This is a genomic window from Kitasatospora sp. NPDC092039 (genome assembly GCF_044756065.1).
Lineage (GTDB): Bacteria > Actinomycetota > Actinomycetes > Streptomycetales > Streptomycetaceae > Kitasatospora.
In genome coordinates, this window is the sequence record NZ_JBIVSD010000003.1 from 476,150 (window position 1) to 497,871 (window position 21,722).

The 21,722-nt window shown below is 72.2% G+C and carries 21 protein-coding genes; 13 read left to right on the top strand and 8 right to left on the bottom strand.

The genetic code is table 11. The features are described 5' to 3' along the window. Positions 1-219: 219 nt before the first annotated feature. Positions 220-1,536, bottom strand: coding sequence for a helix-turn-helix domain-containing protein (locus ACIQI7_RS08430; RefSeq protein ID WP_401106367.1), 1,317 nt, complete (start codon positions 1,534-1,536; stop codon positions 220-222). A 522-nt stretch (positions 1,537-2,058) separates the two neighbouring features. Here ACIQI7_RS08430 and ACIQI7_RS08435 point away from each other — a divergent pair. The 5 genes from ACIQI7_RS08435 to ACIQI7_RS08455 all read left to right on the top strand — a co-directional run bounded on the left by ACIQI7_RS08435 (position 2,059) and on the right by ACIQI7_RS08455 (position 7,493). After that, positions 2,059-2,667: a hypothetical protein gene (locus ACIQI7_RS08435; RefSeq protein ID WP_401106369.1), complete on the top strand. Its 609-nt coding sequence runs from the start codon at positions 2,059-2,061 to the stop codon at positions 2,665-2,667. Beyond that, positions 2,664-4,088 carry a hypothetical protein gene (locus ACIQI7_RS08440; RefSeq protein WP_401106372.1) on the top strand — a complete coding sequence of 475 codons (1,425 nt, stop codon included), beginning with the start codon at positions 2,664-2,666 and terminating at the stop codon, positions 4,086-4,088. The genes ACIQI7_RS08435 and ACIQI7_RS08440 overlap by 4 nt, the downstream gene beginning before the upstream one ends. A 205-nt stretch (positions 4,089-4,293) precedes the next feature. Beyond that, positions 4,294-5,625, top strand: coding sequence for a hypothetical protein (locus ACIQI7_RS08445; protein ID WP_401106373.1), 1,332 nt, complete (start codon positions 4,294-4,296; stop codon positions 5,623-5,625). A gap of 314 nt (positions 5,626-5,939) precedes the next feature. Next, a complete protein-coding gene (locus ACIQI7_RS08450; RefSeq protein ID WP_401106375.1) occupies positions 5,940-6,161 on the top strand; it encodes a hypothetical protein in 222 nt (73 codons plus the stop codon). 21 nt (positions 6,162-6,182) lie between these two features. Next, positions 6,183-7,493: an amidase gene (locus ACIQI7_RS08455; RefSeq protein WP_401106376.1), complete on the top strand. Its 1,311-nt coding sequence runs from the start codon at positions 6,183-6,185 to the stop codon at positions 7,491-7,493. On the opposite strand, the gene ACIQI7_RS08460 is transcribed toward ACIQI7_RS08455, so the two are convergent. Continuing rightward, the gene (locus ACIQI7_RS08460; RefSeq protein ID WP_401106379.1) at positions 7,490-8,131 is read right to left on the bottom strand and encodes a TetR/AcrR family transcriptional regulator; all 642 of its coding nucleotides are present in this window, start codon (positions 8,129-8,131) and stop codon (positions 7,490-7,492) included. The two genes, ACIQI7_RS08455 and ACIQI7_RS08460, sit on opposite strands and share 4 nt — an antisense overlap. Before the next feature lie 175 nt (positions 8,132-8,306). On the opposite strand from ACIQI7_RS08460, the gene ACIQI7_RS08465 reads away from it, so the two are divergent. Next, positions 8,307-9,173 (top strand): alpha/beta hydrolase, encoded by an 867-nt coding sequence (locus tag ACIQI7_RS08465; protein ID WP_401106381.1) that lies wholly within the window; start codon positions 8,307-8,309, stop codon positions 9,171-9,173. Further along, positions 9,170-9,787 (top strand): TIGR03086 family metal-binding protein, encoded by a 618-nt coding sequence (locus tag ACIQI7_RS08470; protein WP_401106383.1) that lies wholly within the window; start codon positions 9,170-9,172, stop codon positions 9,785-9,787. Before ACIQI7_RS08465 ends, ACIQI7_RS08470 begins: the two co-directional genes overlap by 4 nt. Before the next feature lie 80 nt (positions 9,788-9,867). Here the strand turns inward: ACIQI7_RS08470 and ACIQI7_RS08475 are convergent, their stop codons facing one another. Further along, a complete protein-coding gene (locus tag ACIQI7_RS08475) occupies positions 9,868-10,026 on the bottom strand; it encodes a hypothetical protein (protein WP_401106386.1) in 159 nt (52 codons plus the stop codon). Between the two features lie 203 nt (positions 10,027-10,229). On the opposite strand from ACIQI7_RS08475, the gene ACIQI7_RS08480 reads away from it, so the two are divergent. Continuing rightward, positions 10,230-11,051 carry an integrase gene (locus tag ACIQI7_RS08480; RefSeq protein ID WP_401106389.1) on the top strand — a complete coding sequence of 274 codons (822 nt, stop codon included), beginning with the start codon at positions 10,230-10,232 and terminating at the stop codon, positions 11,049-11,051. A gap of 69 nt (positions 11,052-11,120) precedes the next feature. Here the strand turns inward: ACIQI7_RS08480 and ACIQI7_RS08485 are convergent, their stop codons facing one another. Together ACIQI7_RS08485 and ACIQI7_RS08490 are read right to left on the bottom strand one after the other, a co-directional pair. Continuing rightward, positions 11,121-12,080, bottom strand: coding sequence for a pirin family protein (locus ACIQI7_RS08485; RefSeq protein ID WP_387758989.1), 960 nt, complete (start codon positions 12,078-12,080; stop codon positions 11,121-11,123). Between the two features lie 124 nt (positions 12,081-12,204). Further along, positions 12,205-12,708, bottom strand: a complete 504-nt coding sequence (locus ACIQI7_RS08490; protein ID WP_387758990.1) for an SseB family protein — start codon at positions 12,706-12,708, stop codon at positions 12,205-12,207. Positions 12,709-12,921: 213 nt separating this feature from the next. Between ACIQI7_RS08490 and ACIQI7_RS08495 the strand changes: the two genes are divergently transcribed. Both ACIQI7_RS08495 and ACIQI7_RS08500 read left to right on the top strand, forming a co-directional pair. Next, positions 12,922-14,751 carry an acyl-CoA dehydrogenase gene (locus ACIQI7_RS08495; protein WP_387758992.1) on the top strand — a complete coding sequence of 610 codons (1,830 nt, stop codon included), beginning with the start codon at positions 12,922-12,924 and terminating at the stop codon, positions 14,749-14,751. 248 nt (positions 14,752-14,999) lie between these two features. Further along, positions 15,000-16,307, top strand: coding sequence for a M18 family aminopeptidase (locus ACIQI7_RS08500; protein ID WP_401106392.1), 1,308 nt, complete (start codon positions 15,000-15,002; stop codon positions 16,305-16,307). Positions 16,308-16,373: 66 nt separating this feature from the next. On the opposite strand, the gene ACIQI7_RS08505 is transcribed toward ACIQI7_RS08500, so the two are convergent. Together ACIQI7_RS08505 and ACIQI7_RS08510 are read right to left on the bottom strand one after the other, a co-directional pair. Continuing rightward, positions 16,374-18,203 (bottom strand): NHL domain-containing thioredoxin family protein, encoded by a 1,830-nt coding sequence (locus ACIQI7_RS08505; protein WP_401106395.1) that lies wholly within the window; start codon positions 18,201-18,203, stop codon positions 16,374-16,376. Between the two features lie 48 nt (positions 18,204-18,251). Continuing rightward, positions 18,252-19,010, bottom strand: a complete 759-nt coding sequence (locus ACIQI7_RS08510) for a GNAT family N-acetyltransferase (protein WP_401106398.1) — start codon at positions 19,008-19,010, stop codon at positions 18,252-18,254. Between the two features lie 173 nt (positions 19,011-19,183). Here ACIQI7_RS08510 and ACIQI7_RS08515 point away from each other — a divergent pair, with 173 nt between their 5' ends. Then, positions 19,184-19,606 (top strand): DUF350 domain-containing protein, encoded by a 423-nt coding sequence (locus tag ACIQI7_RS08515; protein WP_401106399.1) that lies wholly within the window; start codon positions 19,184-19,186, stop codon positions 19,604-19,606. 52 nt (positions 19,607-19,658) lie between these two features. Here the strand turns inward: ACIQI7_RS08515 and ACIQI7_RS08520 are convergent, their stop codons facing one another. Then, on the bottom strand, positions 19,659-20,006 hold the full coding sequence (locus tag ACIQI7_RS08520; protein ID WP_387758999.1) for a winged helix-turn-helix transcriptional regulator: 348 nt from the start codon (positions 20,004-20,006) through the stop codon (positions 19,659-19,661). A 105-nt stretch (positions 20,007-20,111) separates the two neighbouring features. Between ACIQI7_RS08520 and ACIQI7_RS08525 the strand changes: the two genes are divergently transcribed. Together ACIQI7_RS08525 and ACIQI7_RS08530 are read left to right on the top strand one after the other, a co-directional pair. Then, positions 20,112-21,002: an NAD(P)-dependent oxidoreductase gene (locus ACIQI7_RS08525; RefSeq protein WP_401106401.1), complete on the top strand. Its 891-nt coding sequence runs from the start codon at positions 20,112-20,114 to the stop codon at positions 21,000-21,002. Positions 21,003-21,025: 23 nt separating this feature from the next. After that, positions 21,026-21,595, top strand: a complete 570-nt coding sequence (locus ACIQI7_RS08530) for a GNAT family N-acetyltransferase (RefSeq protein WP_401106404.1) — start codon at positions 21,026-21,028, stop codon at positions 21,593-21,595. Positions 21,596-21,722: the final 127 nt, after the last annotated feature.

Genomic DNA, 21,722 nt, shown 5'->3' on the forward strand with positions numbered 1-21,722 from the left:
GGCAGGTGCAGAGCGGCCCAGGAAGCGGTCAGCCAGGCACCGGGCCGATCCCGGTTTCGGACGGCGGCATGCCGGGGACCGGCGGCGGGAGGCAGGGAGGTGCTGAACATTGGCATGGGAGGCCTTCGGCAGCGAGGAAGGGGATTGACGTTCCCCAGTGAACCGTCGGGGCGAAGGCCGGATCCGTAGCCGGGTTACGAGCCGTAGTCCGGCTACGGGTCAGACGATCCGGACACCTGCTCGGGCAGCGAAGTCCCGGACGCCGGGCAGCTTTCGGTCGTGCCGCAGCAGACTGCCGGCCAGGCCGCGGACAGCGCCGCGGTGGATTTCCTGCGGGGCGGCCTCCTCGGCCGCCAGCAGGGCCTTGAAGCACTGCTCGGGTTTTCCCCACTGGTCGAACGCACGGGCCACGTCGATGAAGAAGCGGGCCTGACGCTCGGCGGTCGGCAGTGTGCTGGGGTCGATTGTGCGGGCCAGCTCGATCGCCCGGCCGGCATCGCCGAGTTCGTAGTGCACCGAGAGCTCGTGGAGGGTGACACTCTGGACGCCGTCCGCCAGACCGGTGGCCCGGCTGGCCGCGGTGGCGCTCTCGGCGGCCTCCCGGATCAGGGCGTGGGCGTACGAGCGGTCACCGGTCTTCGCTGTGGTGTAGGCGGCGGTGGCGTAGAGATCGCCGCGGACGGCCAGGCGGGCAGCCTCGGACACGGAGGCGTCGGCGAGGAGGTCCTCGGCCGCGACCACCACGATGTCGGTCGCCCGGGCCAGGCTTCCCTGGCGTCGCCAGGAACTTGACACCATCCGTTGGGCTTCGGCGACCACCAGGGAGTCCCCGCCCAGGCGGGCGGCGGTCAGCGCGCGGTCGGCGGTGACGGCCACGAGGTTGTTGTCGCCGACCTTGATGCACAGCCGGACGGCGATGTTGTAGAGCTGGGCGACACCGCGGGCGCGTTCCTCGGCCGTACCGACCGACTGGGCCGCCGCGATCCGGCCGGGCAAGGCACTGGCGAGGGCGTCGTACCTGGCCGCCTTGAACTCCAGACGCGATCTCACCAGCGAGGTGGCGACGGATTCCGCGGTCGCCTCACGTCGAGGTGCCGGAACCCGGTCCGTACCGTAGAGCAGGAAGTCTTCCAAACCAGCCAACGGCACGGCCGACTCGGCGTGCGCGGCCTGTTGGCCAGCGACCGGAGCGAAGAGGGCTGCAGCCGCCAGGGCCATGAACGGGCGGCGTCGCACATCGTCCTCCTCGTCAGCCGAAGTGCTCGCCAGCGTAGCCGAGGCAGGCTTCCGTGGGCGTGACCTCGCCCGGTCCGAGGCAGGTTGGGGCAAGGCGATCAAATCGGCGAGGTCGACGCCCAACACCTCGGCGATGCGCTGGAGAAGGGTCAGGTCCTTGACCTGCTGCAGGTCCCGCTCGACCAGGGACATCCAGTCCTCACTGCGACCGACCTCGGTGGCCAGCCGCAGCTGCGTCCACCCCAACGTCGACCGCCGGAGCGAGACGAACGCCCCGAACGACTTGCTGTTGTCCCCCACCGCAGACTCCCGCGGATCGTACCCAATCAGCTACAGGCCGCTACCGTACCGACGATCGGGGTCGCGGTGTAGCGCTTTCGGTTCGCAGCCTGGATCCGTGGAGCCGTTGAGCTCGTTACCTCGGCCCCAGGGCGCGGCGGGTCATCCATGTTCCCGGTCGCACTACTGTGAGGCGGCTTCACCGCCCGGCACAGCTCATGCCATGCGCGCACGACGTCGGTCATCTTTTCCAGGAGCACTCGCACCCTCCCGAGAAGGACGCCCGCAAGCGAGACACCCCAGATCAGGATGGCGCTCCACTCAGCGAAAGCTCCAACCACGACAGACCTCGGAGGGCAGTGGGACGATCCCCCTGAAACCATCCTCCGAGCCGACGCTGAGGAAGTCTCCCCAAATGGCCATTTCGCTCGAATCTGTGTTCGATAACACGCCAGTTGCTGCCGTTTCCACGTCATCGCCTGCAAGCACACGAGGGCCCCTGTTAGTGGTAGGAGCCCGTTGGAGTCCTCTAGGCTGATCAACGTGGCAGTGGGGGAAGACGCCCACCTCAAGGGATTCTCAGGCGCCCGCCGGGCAAAGATGTGGCTTGAGGGCACGATGAGAATCTCGGGCGCATATGCGAACACCGACTCGCCGTCGTGCGCCCGACGGCTGACTCTGGCATGGCCTCATGGCGGGCAGACGTTCTCCTTCGACCTGGGAGGCGCCATGCGTGGCGCCCCCTACCACGGGGACATGTTCTGTGCCGAGGTGAAGAACTACCAGCAGCCCAGTGACCAGGGAACTCAGTTCGATGAGTTCGTGGCGAAGTGCTATGTCGCGTGCCAGAACGGTCATCTCCTGAGTGATCACCTCATGTGGATCACATGGGCTCCCTTCCGCGCCAACACCTGGTCGCAGTTGGACTCGCCGAAGCATGTCGAGACGGCAGTTCTGCTCCACCACGAACGCGTATTCGGAACGGCTGACCGAGCTGCCGCTGAGTCGGCGATCGACCCCGAGATCGTTGCGATGGTCGCGTCGCGGCTGTGGCTGATCGTGCTGTCAGAGAAGCAGGAGACGCTGGTCCCCCTCAAGGACTGGGAAGCCATCGTGGCTGCCGAACTGATCCGTAAGGGAGAGCAGTGGTGAATCAGGCGTCGCAGGCGATCATGGCCGCGCTCGACGAGACGGATCCGAGGCAGCCCTTCGGCCGGGTCAAAGAGATCATCGGGCAGCAACTACGCCGGATGGACCCCCGCGCCGAGGTCATCGCGACAGGCTTCTTCAACCACACCTATGCCCCGGACATGGTGATCCGCTGGCCTCAGGCGACTCGTACCCCCGACCGTCACGTCTATCTCCGTACAACGGCCAACCCGGCGGAGCTCCAGGACGACATCGCCCGGCTGCAGACCAAGGACCGACCGATGATCGTGTCCCTGGGGCAGCTCGAAGCGTCCCGTGCGGCGGCAGACCTCCAACCGTCAGCCACCGAACGTCAAACTCTGCTCCTCGACACTCCGGCCTTCGGTGAGCTGGTTCCTACCCAGGACACCCCCAGCGTCCCTCGGCTCATCTCCAGCTCCGTGATCGAAGGCGGGCATGGCGCCCTGGACGGCCCCGCGATCACCCGGTTCAGGAGTGCTGTCGTCAGCGGCGTGGAAGCTGCCCGTGAAGGAGATGTCGCACCGACGCGTGTGGCGGTGGAAGCGGTATCCGCCCGGATGGTGCCCCTGGTCGCGGACCGGATGACGGCCTTCATGGCTGCCCTCTGGCAGGGCGGAGGCTCCACCCTGGCCAGCTTCCCGGGCACGTTGCGACGCTCCGGCCGCCTGGACGAATCCACCCTCGCCTACCTTCTCAGTGCTGAGGAGATTCCTGACAGCGGCTTCTGGAGTCGCCTGCTTCCCTTGATCAACCTGCCGCTCCTGCTTCGCACACCGGTTCGCGATCCGGAGAACCTTCAGCACCTCATGCGGCCGGCGGCTCAGCAGTGGCAGAGTCACGTTTGCGTGCTTACTCCGGGGACCACGTCCAACGCGCCGATCGGCCCTTGGCGCTGGGCAGTGGATCAAGGCAACCTCGTTCTGCAGATGTCACGCTTTCGGGCATACGTTGCCCAGACGCAGAAGGATCTCGACACGACCGAAAGGTACGACGAGCCCACTCTGGACGATGTACGCGCTCGGGCCGACCGGTTCTCCATCCCGCTTACGTCAATCCGAATGCTCGTCACCGATCGACGCATCGGCTACGACAGCCCTGGAGACAACGTCGTTCACGACTCCCAGCTCGCCGGCATCAGCGAGGCGCTGGGCCGGGCTGAAGCGGTCATCGAGGCGGATGCGCCAACACCCTCCGGTGCGGTCCTGCACTGCAGCTTCACCTACCGCTTGGCCAGTGCACGAGGTGCCCGCAGCCACGTTCCTCTCGATGAACTCATCGGCACAACGGCGCGCCTCCTCTCCGACCTCACCGAACACGAGGCCGACCAACTGGCACGCCTACTCGGCCCTCAGGGGCAACCCATAGCCTCGCCCTGGAATCAGCCGACCCTGTTCGAGTCCTAACGGCGAGTCGAACGGAAGTACGGCACGTCACTCCGGAGAAGGTGCAGGTCGAACTGACGAACCACCACTCCGGCGTGTTGATCCAATCTCAGACAGTAACCGACGCGATCTCGACAGTCCCACTTATCTCCTCATCGCGCGTTGGCCCTTGCCGCCACGCTGTACCCGCCGCGAGCCCGACAGGCGCGCGAGATCGGGAGGGGATATGGCGAGGGGCACCGCCCATCAGGTCGAACTGCTGCGCGCAGAGGTCGGGACGGCCCTGCAGGCCGGCCTGGAGGAGATCCGCAACAACACCGATAACCTGCGGGCCGAACTCAGCGCGACGCTGGCGGCCGGCCTGAGCGAGCACCGCGACGAGTTCTTCGAGGCGATCGCCCGGGAACAGCAGGAAGCCAGCCGTGCCCATCAGGACAACCGCAGCCTCCACCGTCAGCTGGGCAACCTGCGGGCCGAGCTCAGCGCCCTGCAGAACAGCATCCGTTCCCCCCTGGGCGTCGGCCCCGACGACTCGCCTCGGTCTGCCACCGACTCCCCTGATGGGGCCGTGAGCCAGTCGGCGGGAGTCTCTCCGGAGGCGGACGGCCAGAACGACGCCATTCACTCTCCCGGCGACGACGACAGCGACGGTTCCGTCGACGCCACCGGGCTTCCCAACGCCGAGCTCCCGGCATCCGAGCAGGCCGCAGAGCCGGCCACCCCCACCGTGACCGGCGAGGCCGCGGAATTCGACAGCGAGGAGACGACCGTGTCCGAGACCACCCCCGCCGACAACGCGCCGGTCACCCCGCCCGCCCTGACCAAGGACCAGCTCAGCCAGATCGCCGCCGAGGTGGCCGCCAAGCTCGCCGAGCGCCAGGGCAGCCTTCCGGAGCCTGTAGCGCCCGAGCCGGAAGTGCAGTCCGCCGAAGCGCCCGCGCCCGAGCCGACCACCGCCACCGCCTCTCCGGAGGATCAGGCACGGCTGATCGCAACCGAGGTCGCCGCCCAGCTCGCAGATCTCCTGCGCCCCTCCGTGGCTGCGGCGCAGGACGCGGAGGTCGAACCCGAGCGCACGGAAGCAGTCGCACAGGAGCAGGCCTCAGTCGATGACCTCCCGAGTGGGTGCGCCAACGACGTGTCCGGCCTGATCCCGGAGCCCTTCGTCTGGGAGAACCACGTCAGCACCCTCCGCAAGGCCGCCGCGGTGAAGACCGTCTCGATCTCCTGCCACCCCGAGACCTGGGACTTCCTGGCCGCTCAGGTCGAAGGCACCGACCACTTCTCGAAGCCGGTCAACGACAGCAACGAGGACACGGTCCTGTCCGGCCGGAGCACCCTCGCCCTTCTCAACGCGCTCCGGGAAACCGTGTGCAGCGGCCTCGGCAAGGACACCGGCATCGAGACGTGGACCCTCGCCGTCACCAGCTACGAGCGCATCGCCGCCGTCATCAACAGCACCCGACCCGCCGACGACGAGGTAGGCAACGACCGCCTGCAGCAGCCGCACATCGTCCTCGACGACCGCAGCAGCAGCGGTTCGCCCGCCGCCGGCTGACCTGCCGATCAACAGCCCCAGTCTCCTTGCAGGGCGCCGAAGACCGGTGCGAAACGAGAGCACATCGGGGGCACATGAAGGCCAAAAGTGCCGCTGACCAGTGCGAACTACTGAACGTAGTTCCGCCTGGTCAGCGGGACTTTTCTGGTCGAACTCGCAGGTCACGGGCTTATGGGGATCAAAAGATCCTCAAGTGGCAGGACGGAGCGCTGCTCCAGGCCGCGTCCTGACCGTCGCCCGCCCCGGCCCGGTGGCCGTGGGCCCCGGTTGCCGGGGGTGGGAGGGGGTCGGACGATGGGGGGATGATGCACCAGATGCGAGCCGAGTACGGCGCCGGCGGTGCGGCCGAGGGGGTTCGGCTGTGGCACGTGGTCCGGGGTGAGGAGAGCGTCGCGATGTGCGGGCGGGAGCTCGATCCGGGGGCGCGGGTGCGGGAGGCGGTGGACTGGGGGAGGACCCCGGAGCTGTGCTGCCACACCTGCGGGGCGTACTTCCTGCGCGAGGCACCGTACCTGGCGGGCGAACACCGCCCCTGAAGCCGGTCTACCGTGACCGGCATGGAGGAACCACTCGTCCGGCGGCGGCCGTTGACCGACGAAGCCGCCGGGCTGCGCGCCGGTGTGCCGGAACTGCCCGAGTACGTCGACCGGTTGTGCGCGCTGATCGAGCGGGTGGACCCGCTGGTCCACGCGTTCGTGCCGGAGCCGGGGCGGTACGAACGGCTGCGGGCGCAGGCGCGGGAGCTGGCCGCGCGGTACCCGGAGCCGGGCGGGCGGCCGCCGCTGTACGGGGTGGCGGTGGGCGTCAAGGACGTCGTGCACGTCGACGGACTGCCCACCCACGGCGGCTCGGCGCTGCCGCCCGGGGTGCTGGCCGGGCCGCAGGCCGTGGTGGTGGACCGGCTGCGGGCGGCGGGGGCGCTGGTCGCGGGCAAGACGGTGACCGCCGAGTTCGCCGCGAGCGCCCCGGGCCCGACCCGCAACCCGCACCATCCCGGGCACACCCCGGGCGGCTCCAGCAGCGGTTCGGCGGCGGCGGTCGCGGCCGGGCTGGTGCCGCTGGCGGTCGGCACCCAGACGGTCGGCTCGGTGGTCCGCCCGGCCGCGTACTGCGGGGTGGTGGGCTTCCGTCCGACGTACGGCCGGATCCCGATCACCGGGGTGATCCCGAACGCGCCGAGCTTCGACACCCTCGGGATCTTCACCGCCGACCTGGCGGGCGCGGCCCTGGCGGCCCCGCTGCTCTGCGACGGCTGGCGGGCGGTGCGGGACGGGTCGGAAGCGCCGGTGCTCGGGGTGCCGGACGGGACGTACCTGGAGCGGGCCGAACCGGCCGCGCTGCGCGCCTTCGAGGAGCAGACGGCGCGGCTGACACGGGCCGGGTTCGCGGTGCGCCGGGTCGGGCTGTTCCCGGACTTCGCCGGGATCGTCCGGCAGTTGCAGACGGTCAACCGCTTCGAGCTGGCCCGGACCCACGCCGACTGGTTCGCCCGCTTCGGCGGGCTCTACCGGCCGGAGACGGTGGCGGGCATCCGGGCCGGCCAGGGCGTCACGGCCGAGGACCGGGCGGCCGCCCTGCGGTTCCGGGAGCGGCTGCGCGAGCGGGTGGCGGAGGCGGGCGCGGCGGCCGGGGTGGACCTGTGGCTGGCGCCCTCGGCGACCGGCGGCGCGCCGGAGGGCCTGCACAGCACCGGGGACGCGGTGATGTCGCTGCCGTGGAGCTTCCTCGGGCGGCCGGCGCTGAGCCTGCCCGCCGGGCGGACCAGGGAGGGGCTGCCGCTGGGGCTCCAGGTGGTCGGCGCGGAGGGCGGGGACGAGCGCCTGCTGGCCCAGGCCGCCCTCGTCGAACGGGCCCTGGCTGGGAGTTAGGCGAGCGCCGGGTCCGCCGGGTCGGCGGCCTCGGCGCGCAGCAGGCGCAGCAGCAGGCGGCCGGCCCGCTCGTACGGGGTGTCCTCGTCGTGCAGCACGGCCTGGGAGTTGGCCGTCTCCAGGACGGCGATCAGGGCGAAGGCGAGGTCCCCGAGGTCGGTGTCGGGGCGCAGGGCGCCGGCGGCCCGGGCGTCGTGGAGGGTCTCGACGACGGTGTCGAACCACTCGCCGGCGCAGCCGGCCAGGGCGTCCCGGACGGCGCCGGGGCGGGCGTCGAACTCGGCGGTGACCTCGTAGAAGAAGCAGCCGCCGGGGAAGACCCGGGCGCGGGAGTAGGCGAGCCAGCCCTCGCAGAGGGCCCGGGCCCGGGCGAGGCCGGGCGGGGTGTCGGCGACCGGGGTGACGACGGCGTCGGCGAAGATCCGGCGGGCGGCGCGGACGGTGGCCAGCTGCAGTTCCTCCTTGGAGCCGAAGCCGGCGAAGACGCCGCTCTTGCTCAGGCCGAGGTCGGTGGCGAGGCGGCCGATGGAGAGCGCGTCCAGGCCCTCGACGGAGGCGATCTCGACGGCGCGGCGCAGCACCGCCCGGCGGGTCTCCTCGCCGCGTAGGACCCGTCCGTCCGTGGTCGGTCCGGCCATCGTCCGCCCCTGTTCTGCTCGTCGTGGGTGCCGCCCAGGGTAGTGCGTGCGCCGTGGCGGGCCCGGACGCGCGCCTGGGCGGGCCCGGGGAATCCTCGGAAAACTGCACGAACGGTCGTGCTAATATCTCGCCCGAGCGAGGCGTGACAAGGAGCGCGAAGAGCAGGGAGACCCGATGGACCCGACTCAGGGACTGATCCGTACGACCCTCAACCCCACCGCCCGGATCGCCCCCGGCCTGGCCGGGCGGGCCGCCTTCGAGCTGTTCAGGCACCCGCTGCGGCGCAGCCGGGTGCGCGGTTCGGAGCGGGAGGTGCACGAGCGGGCGGTCACCGAACGGCTCGCCGTGGGCGGCAAACAGGTGGTCGGCTACCGCTGGGGGAGCGGCGAGCGGCCGGTGCTGCTGCTGCATGGCTGGCGCTCCCGGGCCTCCCGGTTCGCCCCGTACGTGCCCCGGCTGCGGGCGCTCGGGCTGAGCGCCGTCGCCTTCGACGCGCCGGGCCACGGCGACTCCGGCGGCCGGACCACCAGCGTGCCCGAGTACCGCGAGCTCGCGCTGCGGCTCCAGGACCGGTACGGGCCGTTCGAGGGCGTGGTGGCGCACTCGCTCGGTGGCTGCGCGGCCTTCGGGGCGCTGGCCGACGGCCTGCGGGCGGGGCGGCTGGCCGCCGTCTCCGGGGTGTCCCGGGTCGGCTTCTTCCCGGCCGCGTTCTGCGCCGGGCTCGGGCTGAACGCCGACGTGGAGCGGGCGTTGCGGGCGCGGATCGAACGGGAGCTGTTCGGCGGGGACGCCGGGGGCTGGGAGCGCTACGACGCGGCCCGCCAGGTCGACGCGGTCGGCTGCCCGGTCCTGGTGGTGCACGACGAGGGCGACACCGTCGTCCCGTTGAGCGAGGCGCACCGGCTGCGCAGGGCGTACGGGGAGCGGCTGGACCTGGTGGTCACCCGGGGGCTCGGCCACCGCCGGATCATCGCCGAGCCGGCCGTCGTCGACCAGGTGATCGGATTCATCTCCGCCGGACTGGAGGCCGCCGCCGCATGAGGAGCACGGTGATCGTCGAACTGCACGCGCGGGCCATGGAGTTGGCCGTCCAGGTGGTGGACGGCGTACGGCCGGACCAGCTGGACCTGCCGACCCCCTGCGCCGGCTGGACGCTGCGCGGACTGCTGGAGCACTGCGTGGGCCAGCACCAGGGCTTCGCCGCGGCCGCCCGCGGTGCCGGGCCGGACCCGGCGCTGTTCGCGGACGCCCCGCTCGGCGCCGACCCGGCCGGCGCCTTCCGCCGCAGCGGGGCCGACCTCACGGCGGCCTTCCGGGCGGCGGCCGCCGCGGAGCGGCCGCTCTGGCTGCCCGAGATCCGCGACGGCGGGCCGTTCCCGTTCGCCGCGGCGGTGGGCTTCCACCTGCTGGACACCCTGGTGCACGGCTGGGACGCGGCCGCCGCGCTCGGCACCCGGGACGGGTTGGTCGCGGCGGTGGACGGCGACGACGCGCTGGCCACCGCGCTGCTGACGGTGGCGGAGGCCGTCCCGAGCACCCCGGAGGCCAGGGCGCCCGGGCGGGCCTTCGGTCCGGGGCTCGAACCCGGCGGCGGCGCCGGCCGGTCGGCCCGCGCCCTGGCGCTGCTCGGCCGCGACCCGGCCTGGAAGCCGTAGCGGCCGAGCGAACTCAGGGCGGCGGGGCAGCGGGGCTGCGGGCGCCGGGGGCGTCCGGGACGCGGGGGATCCCGGAAGGCCTAGGCGATCCGGGAACTCCCGGTGCCCCGGGCGTCGGGGCCCCGGGTGTCGGGGCCGCGCCGCTCGTCGGGGAAGCGCGGCCCGCCGATCAGGAAGAGCAGTACGGCGGTCGGGAAGCCGAGCGAGGCGGCCAGCACCACGATGAACTGCCAGAACATCTTCCGCTCCTCGTCAGTCGCGGGCGTCCCGGATACCCGAAGGTGATCCCAAACCCGGCCCGCTCCGATTGGCCGAATCGTCCGGTCACTGTCCGACGGTATGGCCGAATCACCCCCGCTGCCACCGGGCGCCGCGCCCCGGCCCGCGCCGCACCGGCGCACGGGTCTGGGCGCGGGCCGGGGGCGGCGGCCACACTGTCGGGATGCAGCTACAGCTCGCAGGGGAAGCACGGCGGCCCGACCGCGAGAGCGAGGACTTCGCGGCCGCCTCGCCGGAGGCGCTGGTCCTGCTGGACGGCGCGAGTTCGCCGACCGGCCTGGAGTCCGGGTGCCGGCACGGCACCGCCTGGTACGTGCGCCGGCTGGGCGTGCACCTGCTCGCCCGGCTCACCGACCGGCCGGACCGCTCGATCGCCGAGTGCCTGGCCGACGCCATCGTGGAGACGGCCGCGCTGCACGGCGGCCGCTGCGACCTGGCCCATCCCAACACCCCCGCCGCGATGGTCGTCGCGGCCCGGCGGCACGGCGGGGCGCTGGAGTACCTGGTGCTCGGCGACTCCCTGCTGGTGCTGGAGCCCAAGGACGGCCCGCCGAAGGTGATCGGGGACAACCAGCGCTTCCCCGGCGGGGAGGCGCTGCGCCGGAAGGTCTGGCAGACCGTCCCCGGCTCGGCCGAACGCGCCGCGCTGCACCTGGAGTACGCGCTCGCCGTGCGGGCCGCCCGCAACCGGGGCAACGGCCCGTGGATCGCCGCCGCCAGCCCGCGGGCGGCCGAGCACGCCGAGACCGGCTTCGTCCCGCTGGACGGGCTGCGCGCGCTGGCCGCCCTCACCGACGGCGCCTCGCGCTACACCGAGCGCTTCGGGCTGGGGAGTTGGGGCGACGTGCTGCGGCTGCTCGCCGAGTCGGGGCCGGGCGAGCTGATCGCCCAGGTCCGGGCGGTGGAGCGGGCCGACGCCGAGTGCGAGCGCTGGCCGCGCGGCAAGACGCACGACGACGCCTCGGCCCTCTACGCGCTGTTGTGACCGGGTACGGCGCGGCGGCCGCGGGTCTCGCCCGCGGCCGCCGCGCCGCGCCGCACCGGCTCCGAGCCGTCAGCGGCCGGAGGCGGGGATGGTGCCGAGCCGGCCGGCCTGGAAGTCCTCCATGGCCTGCTGGAGTTCGCGGTGGCTGTTCATCACGAACGGGCCGTAGTGGGCGACGGGCTCGCGGATCGGGAGGCCGCCGAGGAGGACGACCTCGAAGTTGGTGTCGCGGGAGTCCTGCTTCTCGTCGGCGCGGATGGTGAGGGAGTCGCCGTCGCCGAAGACGACGGCCTGGCCCCGGTGGAAGGGGCGGTGCTCGGTGCCGGCCGAGCCGTTGCCGGCGAGGCCGTAGGCGAGGGCGTTGAAGTCGGTGCGCCAGGGCAGGGTGATCTGGGCGCCGGGGCTGACCGAGGCGTGGATCATGGTGATCGGGGTGAAGGTGGTGCCGGGGCCCTGGTGGCCGCCCAGCTCGCCGGCGATCACCCGGAGCAGCGCGCCGCCGTCCTCGGTGCTGAGCAGCTTGACGCTGCCGCCGCGGATGTCCTGGTACTTCGGGGCGATCATCTTGTCCGAGGCGGGCAGGTTCACCCACAGCTGGAGGCCGTGGAACAGGCCGCCGGAGCGCACCAGCGACTCCGGCGGGGTCTCGATGTGCAGCAGGCCGGAGCCGGCCGTCATCCACTGGGTGTCGCCGTCGGTGATGGTGCCGCCGCCGCCGTGCGAGTCCTGGTGGATGAACGTTCCGTCGATGATGTAGGTGACGGTCTCGAAGCCGCGGTGCGGGTGCCAGGGGGTGCCCTTGGGCTCGCCGGCCGCGTAGTCCACCTCGCCCATCTGGTCCATCATGATGAACGGGTCGAGGTACTTCTGGTTGATCTTGGCGAAGGCGCGGCGGACGGGGAAGCCCTCGCCTTCGAAGCCCTCGGGAGCGGTGGCCACGGTGAGGACCGGCCGGGCGCTCGTGACGGCGGGGTCCGGCGTGGTGACGCGCGGGAGGGTCAGCGGGTTGTCGACGGTCACGGCGGGCATGTCGGCCTCCTTCGGGGGGTGGTCTGGCCTACGTGCACGAGGTTAGTTCAATCCTCAACAACAAGCAAGTTGAAAATTGAACTATGTGGTGACGAAGGAGCGGCGCTCCCTCTCCCGGGACGGATCAGCCGTACATCCGGCGCATGGTGAAGTCGACCATCTGCTCGACGGCCTTGGCGTCGAACACCATCCGGTGCTCGCCCTCCATGTCCAGCGCGAAGCCGTACCCGGTCGGCAGCAGGTCCAGGACCTCGGCGCCGGTCACGGTGAAGTGCTTGGAGTCCTTGCCGGCGTAGCGGCGCAGCTCCTTCAGCGAGCTGAACATCGGGATCACCGGCGTCGGGGTGTTGTGCAGCGCCAGGAAGCCGGGGCGGTCGCCGCGCGGGCAGTGCACCTTCGAGGTGATGAAGATCGCCTGGAAGTCCTCGACCGCCATCGAGCCGGTGGTGAAGGCCCGCACCGCGTCCGCGAGTGAGGGCGGCGACGGTTCGGGGTACAGGGACTGCTGCGGGGGCTGCGCCTGCCCGCCGTAGGCGTCGGGTCCGGGCATGCCGTTCATGCCCTGCTGCGGTCCCGCCTGCTGCTGGTAGGGGTCGCCCGGGTATGTGTTCTGGTCATATCCGTACACACGGACAGGCTAGCGGCAGCGCACCCCGCTCCGCTGGCACCGATCCTGACAAGGAGTGGCCGCTCGGGCTGTGGGACGTGACCACGTTCATAGCCGATTCACGGGCGGGGGCTTGCCCAAGTTACCGCTGGGTAGCATCATGATGCCTACTGGTGGGTACGGGACGCCGGAACGCGGCGGTCTCCCGGAAGCGACGAACCGGAGATAACGGCCATGGGTCACTACAAGTCCAACCTGCGTGACGTGGAGTTCAACCTCTTCGAGGTGTTCGGCCGCGAGCAGGTGTACGGCACCGGACCGTTCGCGGACATGGACGTCGAGACCGCGAAGAACATCCTGAGCGAGATCTCGCGCCTCGCCGAGAACGACCTCGCGGCGTCCTTCACCGACACCGACCGCAACCCGCCGGTCTTCGACCCGGAGACCAACACCGCGCCGATCCCGGCCGCCTTCAAGAAGAGCTACCAGACCTTCATGGACGCCGAGTGGTGGCGCCTGGGCATCCCGGAGTCGATCGGCGGCCAGGTCACCCCGAACTCGCTGATCTGGGCCTTCGCCGAGCAGATCCTGGGCTCCAACCCGGCCATCTGGATGTACTCCTCCGGCCCGGCCTTCGCCGGCGTCATCGCCGAGGAGGGCACCGAGGAGCAGCTCGAGATCGCCAAGCGGATGACCGACCGCCTGTGGGGCTCCACCATGGTCCTCACCGAGCCCGACGCGGGCTCCGACGTGGGCGCCGGCCGCACCAAGGCGATCCAGCAGGAGGACGGCTCCTGGCACATCGAGGGCGTGAAGCGCTTCATCACCTCGGGCGAGCACGACATGTCCGAGAACATCATCCACATGGTGCTGGCCCGCCCCGAGGGCGGTAAGCCGGGCACCAAGGGCCTGGGCCTGTTCATCGTCCCCAAGTTCGACTTCGACTGGGAGACCGGCGAGCTGGGCGAGCGCAACGGCGTCTACGCCACCAACGTCGAGCACAAGATGGGCCTCAAGGCCTCGAACACCTGCGAGATGACCTTCGGCGCCAAGCACCCGGCCAAGGGCTGGCTGCTCGGCGAGAAGGTCGACGGCATCCGCCAGATGTTCAAGATCATCGAGTTCGCCCGCATGATGGTCGGCACGAAGGCCATCGCCACCCTCTCCACCGGCTACCTGAATGCCCTGGAGTACGCCAAGGAGCGCGTGCAGGGCGCCGACATCTCGCAGTTCATGGACAAGACCGCCCCGCGCGTCACCATCACCCACCACCCGGACGTGCGCCGCTCGCTGCTCACCCAGAAGGCCTACGCCGAGGGCATGCGCGCGCTGGTGCTGTTCACCGCGTCCACCCAGGACGACATGATGGCCGCCAAGCTGCGCGGCGAGCGCGACGAGGCCGCCGAGCGCCTGAACGACCTGCTGCTGCCGATCGTCAAGGGCTACGGCTCGGAGAAGTCCTACGAGCAGCTCGCCCAGTCGCTGCAGACCTTCGGCGGCTCCGGGTACCTCCAGGAGTACCCGATCGAGCAGTACATCCGTGACGCCAAGATCGACACCCTCTACGAGGGCACCACGGCGATCCAGGGCCAGGACTTCTTCTTCCGCAAGATCGTCAAGGACGGCGGCCAGGCGCTCACCGCGCTGTCCGAGCAGATCCAGAAGTTCCTCGGCTCCGCCGCCGGCGGCGACGCCCTGGCCGCCGAGCGCGAGCTGCTCGCCAAGGCCGCGGGCGACCTGGAGGCCATCGTCGGCAAGCTGCTGGCCGACCTCACCTCGGTCGAGCAGGACGTCAAGAACATGTACAAGGTGGGCCTGAACACCACCCGCCTGCTGATGGTCTCCGGCGACGTCGTGGTCGGCTGGCTGCTGCTGCGCCAGGCCGCGGTGGCTCTGGCCAAGCTGGAGGCCGGCGCCTCGGAGAAGGACGTCCCCTTCTACCAGGGCAAGGTCGCGGCGGCCCGCTTCTTCGCCAAGAACGTCCTGCCGACCGTCGCCCCGCAGCGCCTGATCGCCGAGGGCATCGACAACGAGATCATGGAGCTGGCGGAGGAGGCCTTCTAGGCCTCGGCACCTCCCGAACCGCCTGACACACCCTCACACCGAAGGGCCCGGCTGCCACCGGGCCCTTCGGTGTGTCCGGGACGTGGTCCGGGGAGGCGAAACCTCAGGTCGCACGGGGTGGTTCACTGTTGTGTCCGAGGTTGCGCACCGGACCGGTGTTCCGAATGCCCTGTCCGTGTACGGGCATATGCTCAGGTGCGAAGCCGCCTCCCCATCCGGCTTCGGCCCTCACTCGACCCAGGAGCAGCATGTCGACCGCCGCCCGCCAGGCATTCTTCGACCGGACGCACACCGACGACCTGATCGCGTTCCTCGGTACCTCCCCGTCCCCGTACCATGCGGTGGCGAGCGCCGCGGAGCGCTTGGAGAAGGCGGGTTTCCGGCAGGTCGCCGAGACGGACGCCTGGGACCACGCGGCCGGCGGGCGCTACCTGATCCGCGGCGGCGCGCTGATCGCCTGGTACCTGCCGGAAGGGGCGGGCCCCGAGACCCCGTTCCGCATCGTCGGCACCCACACCGACTCGCCCAACCTGCGGGTCAAGCCGGTGCCGGACACCGGCTCGGAGGGCTGGCGGCAGGTCGCCGTGGAGATCTACGGCGGCGTCCCGCTGAACACCTGGCTGGACCGCGACCTCGGCCTCTCCGGCCGGCTCGCGCTCAAGGACGGCACCGTCCGGCTGGTCCAGCTGGACGAGCCGCTGCTGCGGGTGCCCCAGCTCGCCATCCACCTGGACCGCCAGGTCAACGAGGGCATGAAGCTCGACAAGCAGCGCCACCTCACCCCGATCTGGGGCCTCGGCCCGGTCGACGAGGGCTCGCTGATCTCCTACGTCGCCCAGCGGGCCGGCCTGGCCGCCGCCGACGTGGTCGGCTGGGACCTCATGACCCACGACGTCCAGCCCGCCTCCTACCTGGGCCGTGACCGCGAGCTGCTGGCCGCCCCGCGCCTGGACAACCTGCTCTCGGTGCACGCGGCCACCGCCGCGCTCGCCGCGGTCGCCACCGCCGACGGCGCCGCCGACCTGCCGTACATCCCGGTGCTGGCCGCCTTCGACCACGAGGAGACCGGCAGCGAGTCCGACACCGGCGCGCAGAGCCCGCTGCTCGGCAACGTGCTGGACCGGACGATCCACGCGCGCGGCGGCACCACCGAGGACCGGGCCCGGGCGCTGGCCGGCACCGTCTGCCTCTCCTCGGACATGGGCCACGCCGTCCACCCGAACTACAGCGAGCGGCACGAGCCGGGCCACCACCCGATGCCGAACGGCGGGCCGATCCTCAAGGTCAACGTCAACAACCGCTACGCGACCGACGGCGTCGGCCGGGCGGTGTTCGCGGCCGCCTGCGAGAAGGCGGGCGTGCCGTGGCAGAGCTTCGTCTCCAACAACGCCATGCCCTGCGGTACGACGATCGGCCCGATCACGGCGGCGCGGCTGGGCATCAGGACGGTGGACTGCGGCATCGCGGCGCTCTCCATGCACTCGGCGCGCGAGCTGTGCGGCGCGGAGGACCCGTACCTGCTGGCGAGCGCGCTCAAGGCCTTCCTGGAGGGCTGACGGCGGTGGCGGAAGGGGCCCGGCGTCGGTTCGCCGGGCCCCTTCGCGCTGTTCCGCGTCCTTTGGCTATTCCATCCCGGCCAGCACCAGCGGCAGGCGGCGGGCGCCGTCGGCGACCAGCTTCACCGGCACGCCCCAGTCCTGCTGGTGCACGTGGCAGGCCGGGTACTCGATCTCCGGGTCGTCGTCGCAGGACGCGGCCATCGCCGAGACGTGCAGCACGCCCTCGGCGACCTCGGCGGAGAGGACCAGCTCGCGGGAGAGGTCGCTGTCCGCCCCCGCGCCGGAGACCAGCAGCTCGGGCGGGGTCGCGCTGACCAGCAGCCGGGTGGACGGGCCGTAGCGCTCGTCCAGCTTCTGGCCGCTCGGCGCCTCGAATACCACGTCCAGCCGGAACGCGCCCGGGGCGACCTCGGTGGCCGCCCGCTGGGTGCGGTGCGCCACCGACTCGACCCGCACCGCCTCCTCGGGCAGCCGCAGCCTGGTCAGCCGGTGCCGGGCGGACTCGACCACCACGATGTCGCCGTCCACCAGCACCGCCCCGGAGGGCTCGCGCAGATCGGTGGCCAGCGTGCTGACCTCGCCGCTCGCCGGGTCGTAGCGGCGCAGCGCGTGGTTGTAGGTGTCGGCGACGGCCACCGAGCCGTCCGGCAGCACGGTGACGCCCAGCGGGTGCTGGAACAGGGCCTGCCCGGCGGCGCCGTCGCGGTGGCCGAAGTCGAACAGGCCGGTGCCGACGGCGGTTTCGACCGTCTTGGTTTCACGTGAAACCGAGCGCAGCGCGGAGGTCTCGGAGTCGGCGACCCAGAGCCGCTCGCCGTCCGCCGAGACCGCGAGGCCGGAGGGCTGGGCGAACCAGGCCTCGGCGGCGGGCCCGTCCACCAGGCCCTCGTTGGTGGTGCCGGCCGCGACCGCGACGGTGTCGGCGGCCGGGTCGTACGACCACAGCTGGTGCACGCCGGCCATCGCGATCCACACCCGGCCGTCGAACCAGGCGACGTCCCACGGCGAGGAGAGGTCCACCTCGCGGGCCGGGCCGTCGGTGGCCGAGCCCTGCCACCACTGCCGGCCGGTGCCGGCCAGGGTGGTCACCCGGCCGTCGGCGAGGCGGACGCCGCGCAGCGCGTGGTTGACGGTGTCGGCGACGACCACGTCGTACTCCGAGCCCTCCGGCAGCAGCGCGAGGCCCTGCGGCTCGCTGAACCGCGGGCCGACGCCGTCCGCGCCGTCGCCGTCCACCAGGCCGCGCCGCCCGTCGCCGATCCGGCGCACCACCGTCTCGCCGTCCTCGGCCAGCTCGACCAGCGAGTGGTGGCCGGAGTCGGCGACCAGGAAGTGGCCGTTCGGCAGCCGGACCGCCTTGCCGGGGAACTTGAGGTCCCCGGCGGTCGGCTCCGGCGCCACGTACGGGCCGTCGCCGCGGCGCAGCGTGCCCTTCGCGGCGTGCTCGGCCTCCAGCTCCTCGACCAACCGGGCCAGCGCGTGGGCGTGGCCCTCGCCGGCGTGCTGGGCGACCACGTAGCCCTCCGGGTCGATCACCACCAGCGTCGGCCAGGCCCGTACGGCGTACTGCTTCCAGGTGGCCAGCGCCGGGTCGTCCAGCACCGGGTGGTGCACCTCGTAGCGGGCCACGGCGTCGACGACGGCTTGGTGGTCGGCCTCGTGCACGAACTTCGGCGAGTGCACCCCGACGATCACCACGGTGTCGCGGTGCTTCTCCTCCAACTCCCGCAGTTCGTCCAGGACGTGCAGGCAGTTGATGCAGCAGAAGGTCCAGAAGTCCAGGATGGTGATCTTGCCCCGGAAGTCGGCGAGGGTGAGCTCCTTGCCGCCGGTGTTCAGCCAACCGCCTGCCCCGACCAGCTCGGGGGCGCGTACACGTGCACGAGATGCCATGCCCCAATGAAACCGCACGCCGGGTGCCCGCATTCCGGCGGACCGGGCTCACCGGTCCGGCGTGCGGGCGGCGCTCAGCTCGACGATCTTCCGGGCGGTGTGGAGGGAGGTCCCGGTCCAGCCGAGCAGGGCCCTGGTGGCCGTGATCGCGGGGATCACGCCCACCCCGCGTTCGGCCAGCAGCGACTGGACGGCTTCCATGCCGTCGGCGGCGAGCACCGGGCGGCACTCCTCGACCAGCGCGGTCAGGCGGGCGGCGCGCTCCGCCGTCAGGCCGAGGAGGTCCGGGAAGAGGTCGGGCCGGGCGAGGTCGGCCTCCCAGCGGGTCTCGCCGTCCTGGGTGCGCATGGTGGGGTAGAGGCCGAGGGCGCGGGCGAGCCGGGCGGAGGCGCGGTGGTCGGGGTGGATGTGGGCGACGGCGGTGGTGATGCCGGCCGTGACGAGGTGGGTGAGCAGGGTGCGGGCCGCCTCGTGGGCCAGGCCGCGGCGCTGCCACGGGGTGCCGACCACCCAGGCGAGTTCGGCCCCGTCGGCGCGGACCGTGGTCTGCACGTAGCCGGTGAGGGCGCCGTCGGCGCGCAGCCGTAGCACCCAGTTGCCCCAGGCCTCGGCCGGGTCGGGCGAGCCGGCGGCGAGCCGGGCGCAGCGGACGCGCAGCTCCTCGACGGTGGCCGGGCGGCCGCCGGTGAAGGCGTGCAGCGCCGGGTCGGCGAGCGCGGCCGCCAGCTCCTCGGCGTGCCCGGGGGCGATCGGCAGCAGGTCGAGGCGCTCGCTGCGCAGCTCGGCGGTGGTGAGGTCGGGGTGCATGGCAGGTATTGAAGGGGATCGGGGGGTTGCCGTGCGACGGGGTTTCGGCCCGCCGACAGGCTCCGCCGCTCACTCGGGTGGGGTATCTTTTGCCAACCCTTGACCAGGTGGGTCGGGGGCCCTGGCCGGCCGGTCAGGGGGACGGCGTGAGCGGACCGGGGGCTGGAACCACGATGAATGACATCCTGCACGGGCTCGGTGCGGCGGCGGCCTACGGCGCCCTCGGCGTGGTGCTGCTGCTCCTCGGCATCGGCCTGGTCGACCTGCTGACGCCCGGCCGGCTCGGCCACCAGATCTGGGTCGAGCGCAACCGCAACGCCGCCCTGCTGCTCAGCTCGGCGCTGCTCGGCATCGGCGGCATCGTCTTCACCGCGATCATGTACACCTACGCCGACTTCGGCAAGGGCCTGGTCTCGACGGCCTGTTACGGCCTGCTCGGTCTGGTGCTGATGGCCGTCGCGTTCTGGCTGGTGGACCTGCTGACGCCGGGCAAGCTCGGCGCGATCCTGGTCGATCCGGAGCCGCACCCGGCGGTGTGGGTGTCCGCCGCCTGCAACATCGCGGTGGCGGCGGTGGTGTCGGCCGCGATCGCCTAGGCACGCGGGACGCGGGACGCGGGCCACCGGCCGCTGGGCACCGCCCGGCGCGCTACGCCGGGTACGGCGCCTTGCCCAGGACGTGCTCCCGCCCCCAGTCCCCCAGCGGCCCCAGCGCCGTGTTGAGGCGGTGCCCCGCCTCGGTCAGCGCGTACTCGACCCGCGGCGGCACCTCGTCGTACGCCTCCCGGTGCACGATGCCGTGCGCCTCCATCTCGCGCAGGTGCGCGGCCAGCACCTTCTCGGTGATCCCCGGCAGCAGCCGGCGCAGCTCGCCGAAGCGGCAGTGCGGGCGCTCACCCAGGGCCCAGAGGATCGACACCTTCCACTTGCCGCCGATCACGTCCATCGCGGCGTCCGTCCCACAGATGTACGCCCCCGGCCTCGGCACGATCGCCATGCCCACCCCTTCCGGCCCCTCCGAGCTCGATGCTCACCCCAGGGTAACCACCCACTTCGAAGTGCGTACTTGATCGTCTACGGAGCCGCGCCGAGGCTGGACGCCATGGCAACCAACCCCGTTGAGAACGTGACCAAGACTCCGCTCACCCTGCTCGGCCTCGGTGCGATGGGCACCGCGCTGGCCGAGGCCTGGCTCGCCGCCGGGCACCCGCTGACCGTCTGGAACCGCACCGCCGCCCGCGCCGACGGGCTCGCCGCCCGTGGAGCCGCCGTCGCCGCCACCGTCGCGGAGGCCGTCGCGGCGAACCGGCTGGTCGTCGTCTGCCTGCTCGACGACGACTCCGTCCTCGAAGCGCTGGACGGCGTCGACCTGACCGGCAAGGACCTGGTCAACCTGGTCACCAGCACCCCCGGGCAGGCCCGCGTCCGCGCCGCCTGGGCCGAGCGGCGCGGCGCCCGCTACCTGGACGGCGGGATCATGGCCGTCCCGCCGATGATCGGCGTCCCGGCGGCCGGGGCGTACGTGTTCTACAGCGGCTCCGCCGAGCTGTTCGCCGAGCACGGCGACACCCTCGCCGCCCCCGCCGGCACCCGGTACGTGGGCGCGGACGCCGGGTTCGCGGCGCTGCACGACGTGGCGCTGCTCAGCGGGATGTACGGGATGTTCGCCGGGATCGCGCACGCCTTCGCGCTGATCCGGGGCGAGGCCGTGGCGCCGAGCGAGCTGGCGCCGCTGCTGGGCGGGTGGCTCGGCGCGATGTCCGGCTCGGTGGCCAAGACCGCGGAGCAGCTGGAGGCCGGAGACTACAAGCTGGACGTGGTGTCGAACCTGGCCATGCAGGTGGCCGGCAAGGGGACGCTGCTGCGCACCGCGGAGGAGCAGCGGGTGAGCGCCGAACTGCTGGAACCGTACTTCCGGTTGATGGAGCGCCGCCTGGAGGTCGGCGACGGTGAGGAGGACCTGACCGGGGTCGTCGACCTGCTGCGACGGTGAGTCCCGGCCGGTAACGTACCGGCATGGCAGACCTCGAAGAACGCGCCACCGTCGTCGCGTCCGACCCACGACCGGCCGGGGCGGGGGTGGTGGTCCGACCGCGCCGCGCCGCCGACCTCGCCGACTGCGTCCGGGTGCTGGGCGACGTCCACGCCGCCGACGGCTACCCCGCCGACTGGCCCGACCGCCCCGCCGCCTGGCTGACCCCGGACGGCCTGCTCGCCGCCTGGATCGCCGAGTCGGACGGCCGGCTCGCCGGGCACGTCGGCCTCGCCCGCAGCACCCCGGGCGACCTCGCGCCGGTGCTGTGGAGCCACCGCACCGGCGGCCCCCCGGAGCTCGCCACGGTGATCGGCCGGCTGTACGTCGCCCCCACGGCGCGCGGCCACTTCATCGGCGCCCGGCTGCTGGACTGCGCCGTGGCGCACGCGCGGGCGCTCGGCCTGCACCCGGTGCTCGACGTCCTCGCCACCGACGCGGCCGCCCTGGCCCTCTACCGCCGCCTCGGCTGGACCCACCTCGGCAGCGGCGACCAGCGCTGGGCCTCCGGACGCACCGTCACCGTCCACTGCTTCGCCGCCCCGAGGGGCTGAACGACCGCACGCCCCGCCCGGGCGCCGCGTCCTGGCGCCGTGCCCGGACGGGGCTCCCTCGGGCGGGGGAGCCGGATCACCGCGGCGGGGGAGGAGCGGTGGGGGTGGGGCGGGCGAGCCTGGGGGC

Coding starts and splice junctions, on each gene's coding strand:
- ACIQI7_RS08445 (WP_401106373.1), top strand. CDS start 4,294: ATGGCGAGGGGCACCGCCCATCAGGTCGAACTGCTGCGCGCAGAGGTC.
- ACIQI7_RS08450 (WP_401106375.1), top strand. CDS start 5,940: ATGCGAGCCGAGTACGGCGCCGGCGGTGCGGCCGAGGGGGTTCGGCTG.
- ACIQI7_RS08455 (WP_401106376.1), top strand. CDS start 6,183: ATGGAGGAACCACTCGTCCGGCGGCGGCCGTTGACCGACGAAGCCGCC.
- ACIQI7_RS08460 (WP_401106379.1), bottom strand. CDS start 8,131: ATGGCCGGACCGACCACGGACGGACGGGTCCTACGCGGCGAGGAGACC.
- ACIQI7_RS08465 (WP_401106381.1), top strand. CDS start 8,307: ATGGACCCGACTCAGGGACTGATCCGTACGACCCTCAACCCCACCGCC.
- ACIQI7_RS08470 (WP_401106383.1), top strand. CDS start 9,170: ATGAGGAGCACGGTGATCGTCGAACTGCACGCGCGGGCCATGGAGTTG.
- ACIQI7_RS08475 (WP_401106386.1), bottom strand. CDS start 10,026: ATGTTCTGGCAGTTCATCGTGGTGCTGGCCGCCTCGCTCGGCTTCCCG.
- ACIQI7_RS08480 (WP_401106389.1), top strand. CDS start 10,230: ATGCAGCTACAGCTCGCAGGGGAAGCACGGCGGCCCGACCGCGAGAGC.
- ACIQI7_RS08485 (WP_387758989.1), bottom strand. CDS start 12,080: ATGCCCGCCGTGACCGTCGACAACCCGCTGACCCTCCCGCGCGTCACC.
- ACIQI7_RS08495 (WP_387758992.1), top strand. CDS start 12,922: ATGGGTCACTACAAGTCCAACCTGCGTGACGTGGAGTTCAACCTCTTC.
- ACIQI7_RS08500 (WP_401106392.1), top strand. CDS start 15,000: ATGTCGACCGCCGCCCGCCAGGCATTCTTCGACCGGACGCACACCGAC.
- ACIQI7_RS08505 (WP_401106395.1), bottom strand. CDS start 18,203: ATGGCATCTCGTGCACGTGTACGCGCCCCCGAGCTGGTCGGGGCAGGC.
- ACIQI7_RS08510 (WP_401106398.1), bottom strand. CDS start 19,010: ATGCACCCCGACCTCACCACCGCCGAGCTGCGCAGCGAGCGCCTCGAC.
- ACIQI7_RS08515 (WP_401106399.1), top strand. CDS start 19,184: ATGAATGACATCCTGCACGGGCTCGGTGCGGCGGCGGCCTACGGCGCC.
- ACIQI7_RS08520 (WP_387758999.1), bottom strand. CDS start 20,006: ATGGCGATCGTGCCGAGGCCGGGGGCGTACATCTGTGGGACGGACGCC.
- ACIQI7_RS08525 (WP_401106401.1), top strand. CDS start 20,112: ATGGCAACCAACCCCGTTGAGAACGTGACCAAGACTCCGCTCACCCTG.
- ACIQI7_RS08530 (WP_401106404.1), top strand. CDS start 21,026: ATGGCAGACCTCGAAGAACGCGCCACCGTCGTCGCGTCCGACCCACGA.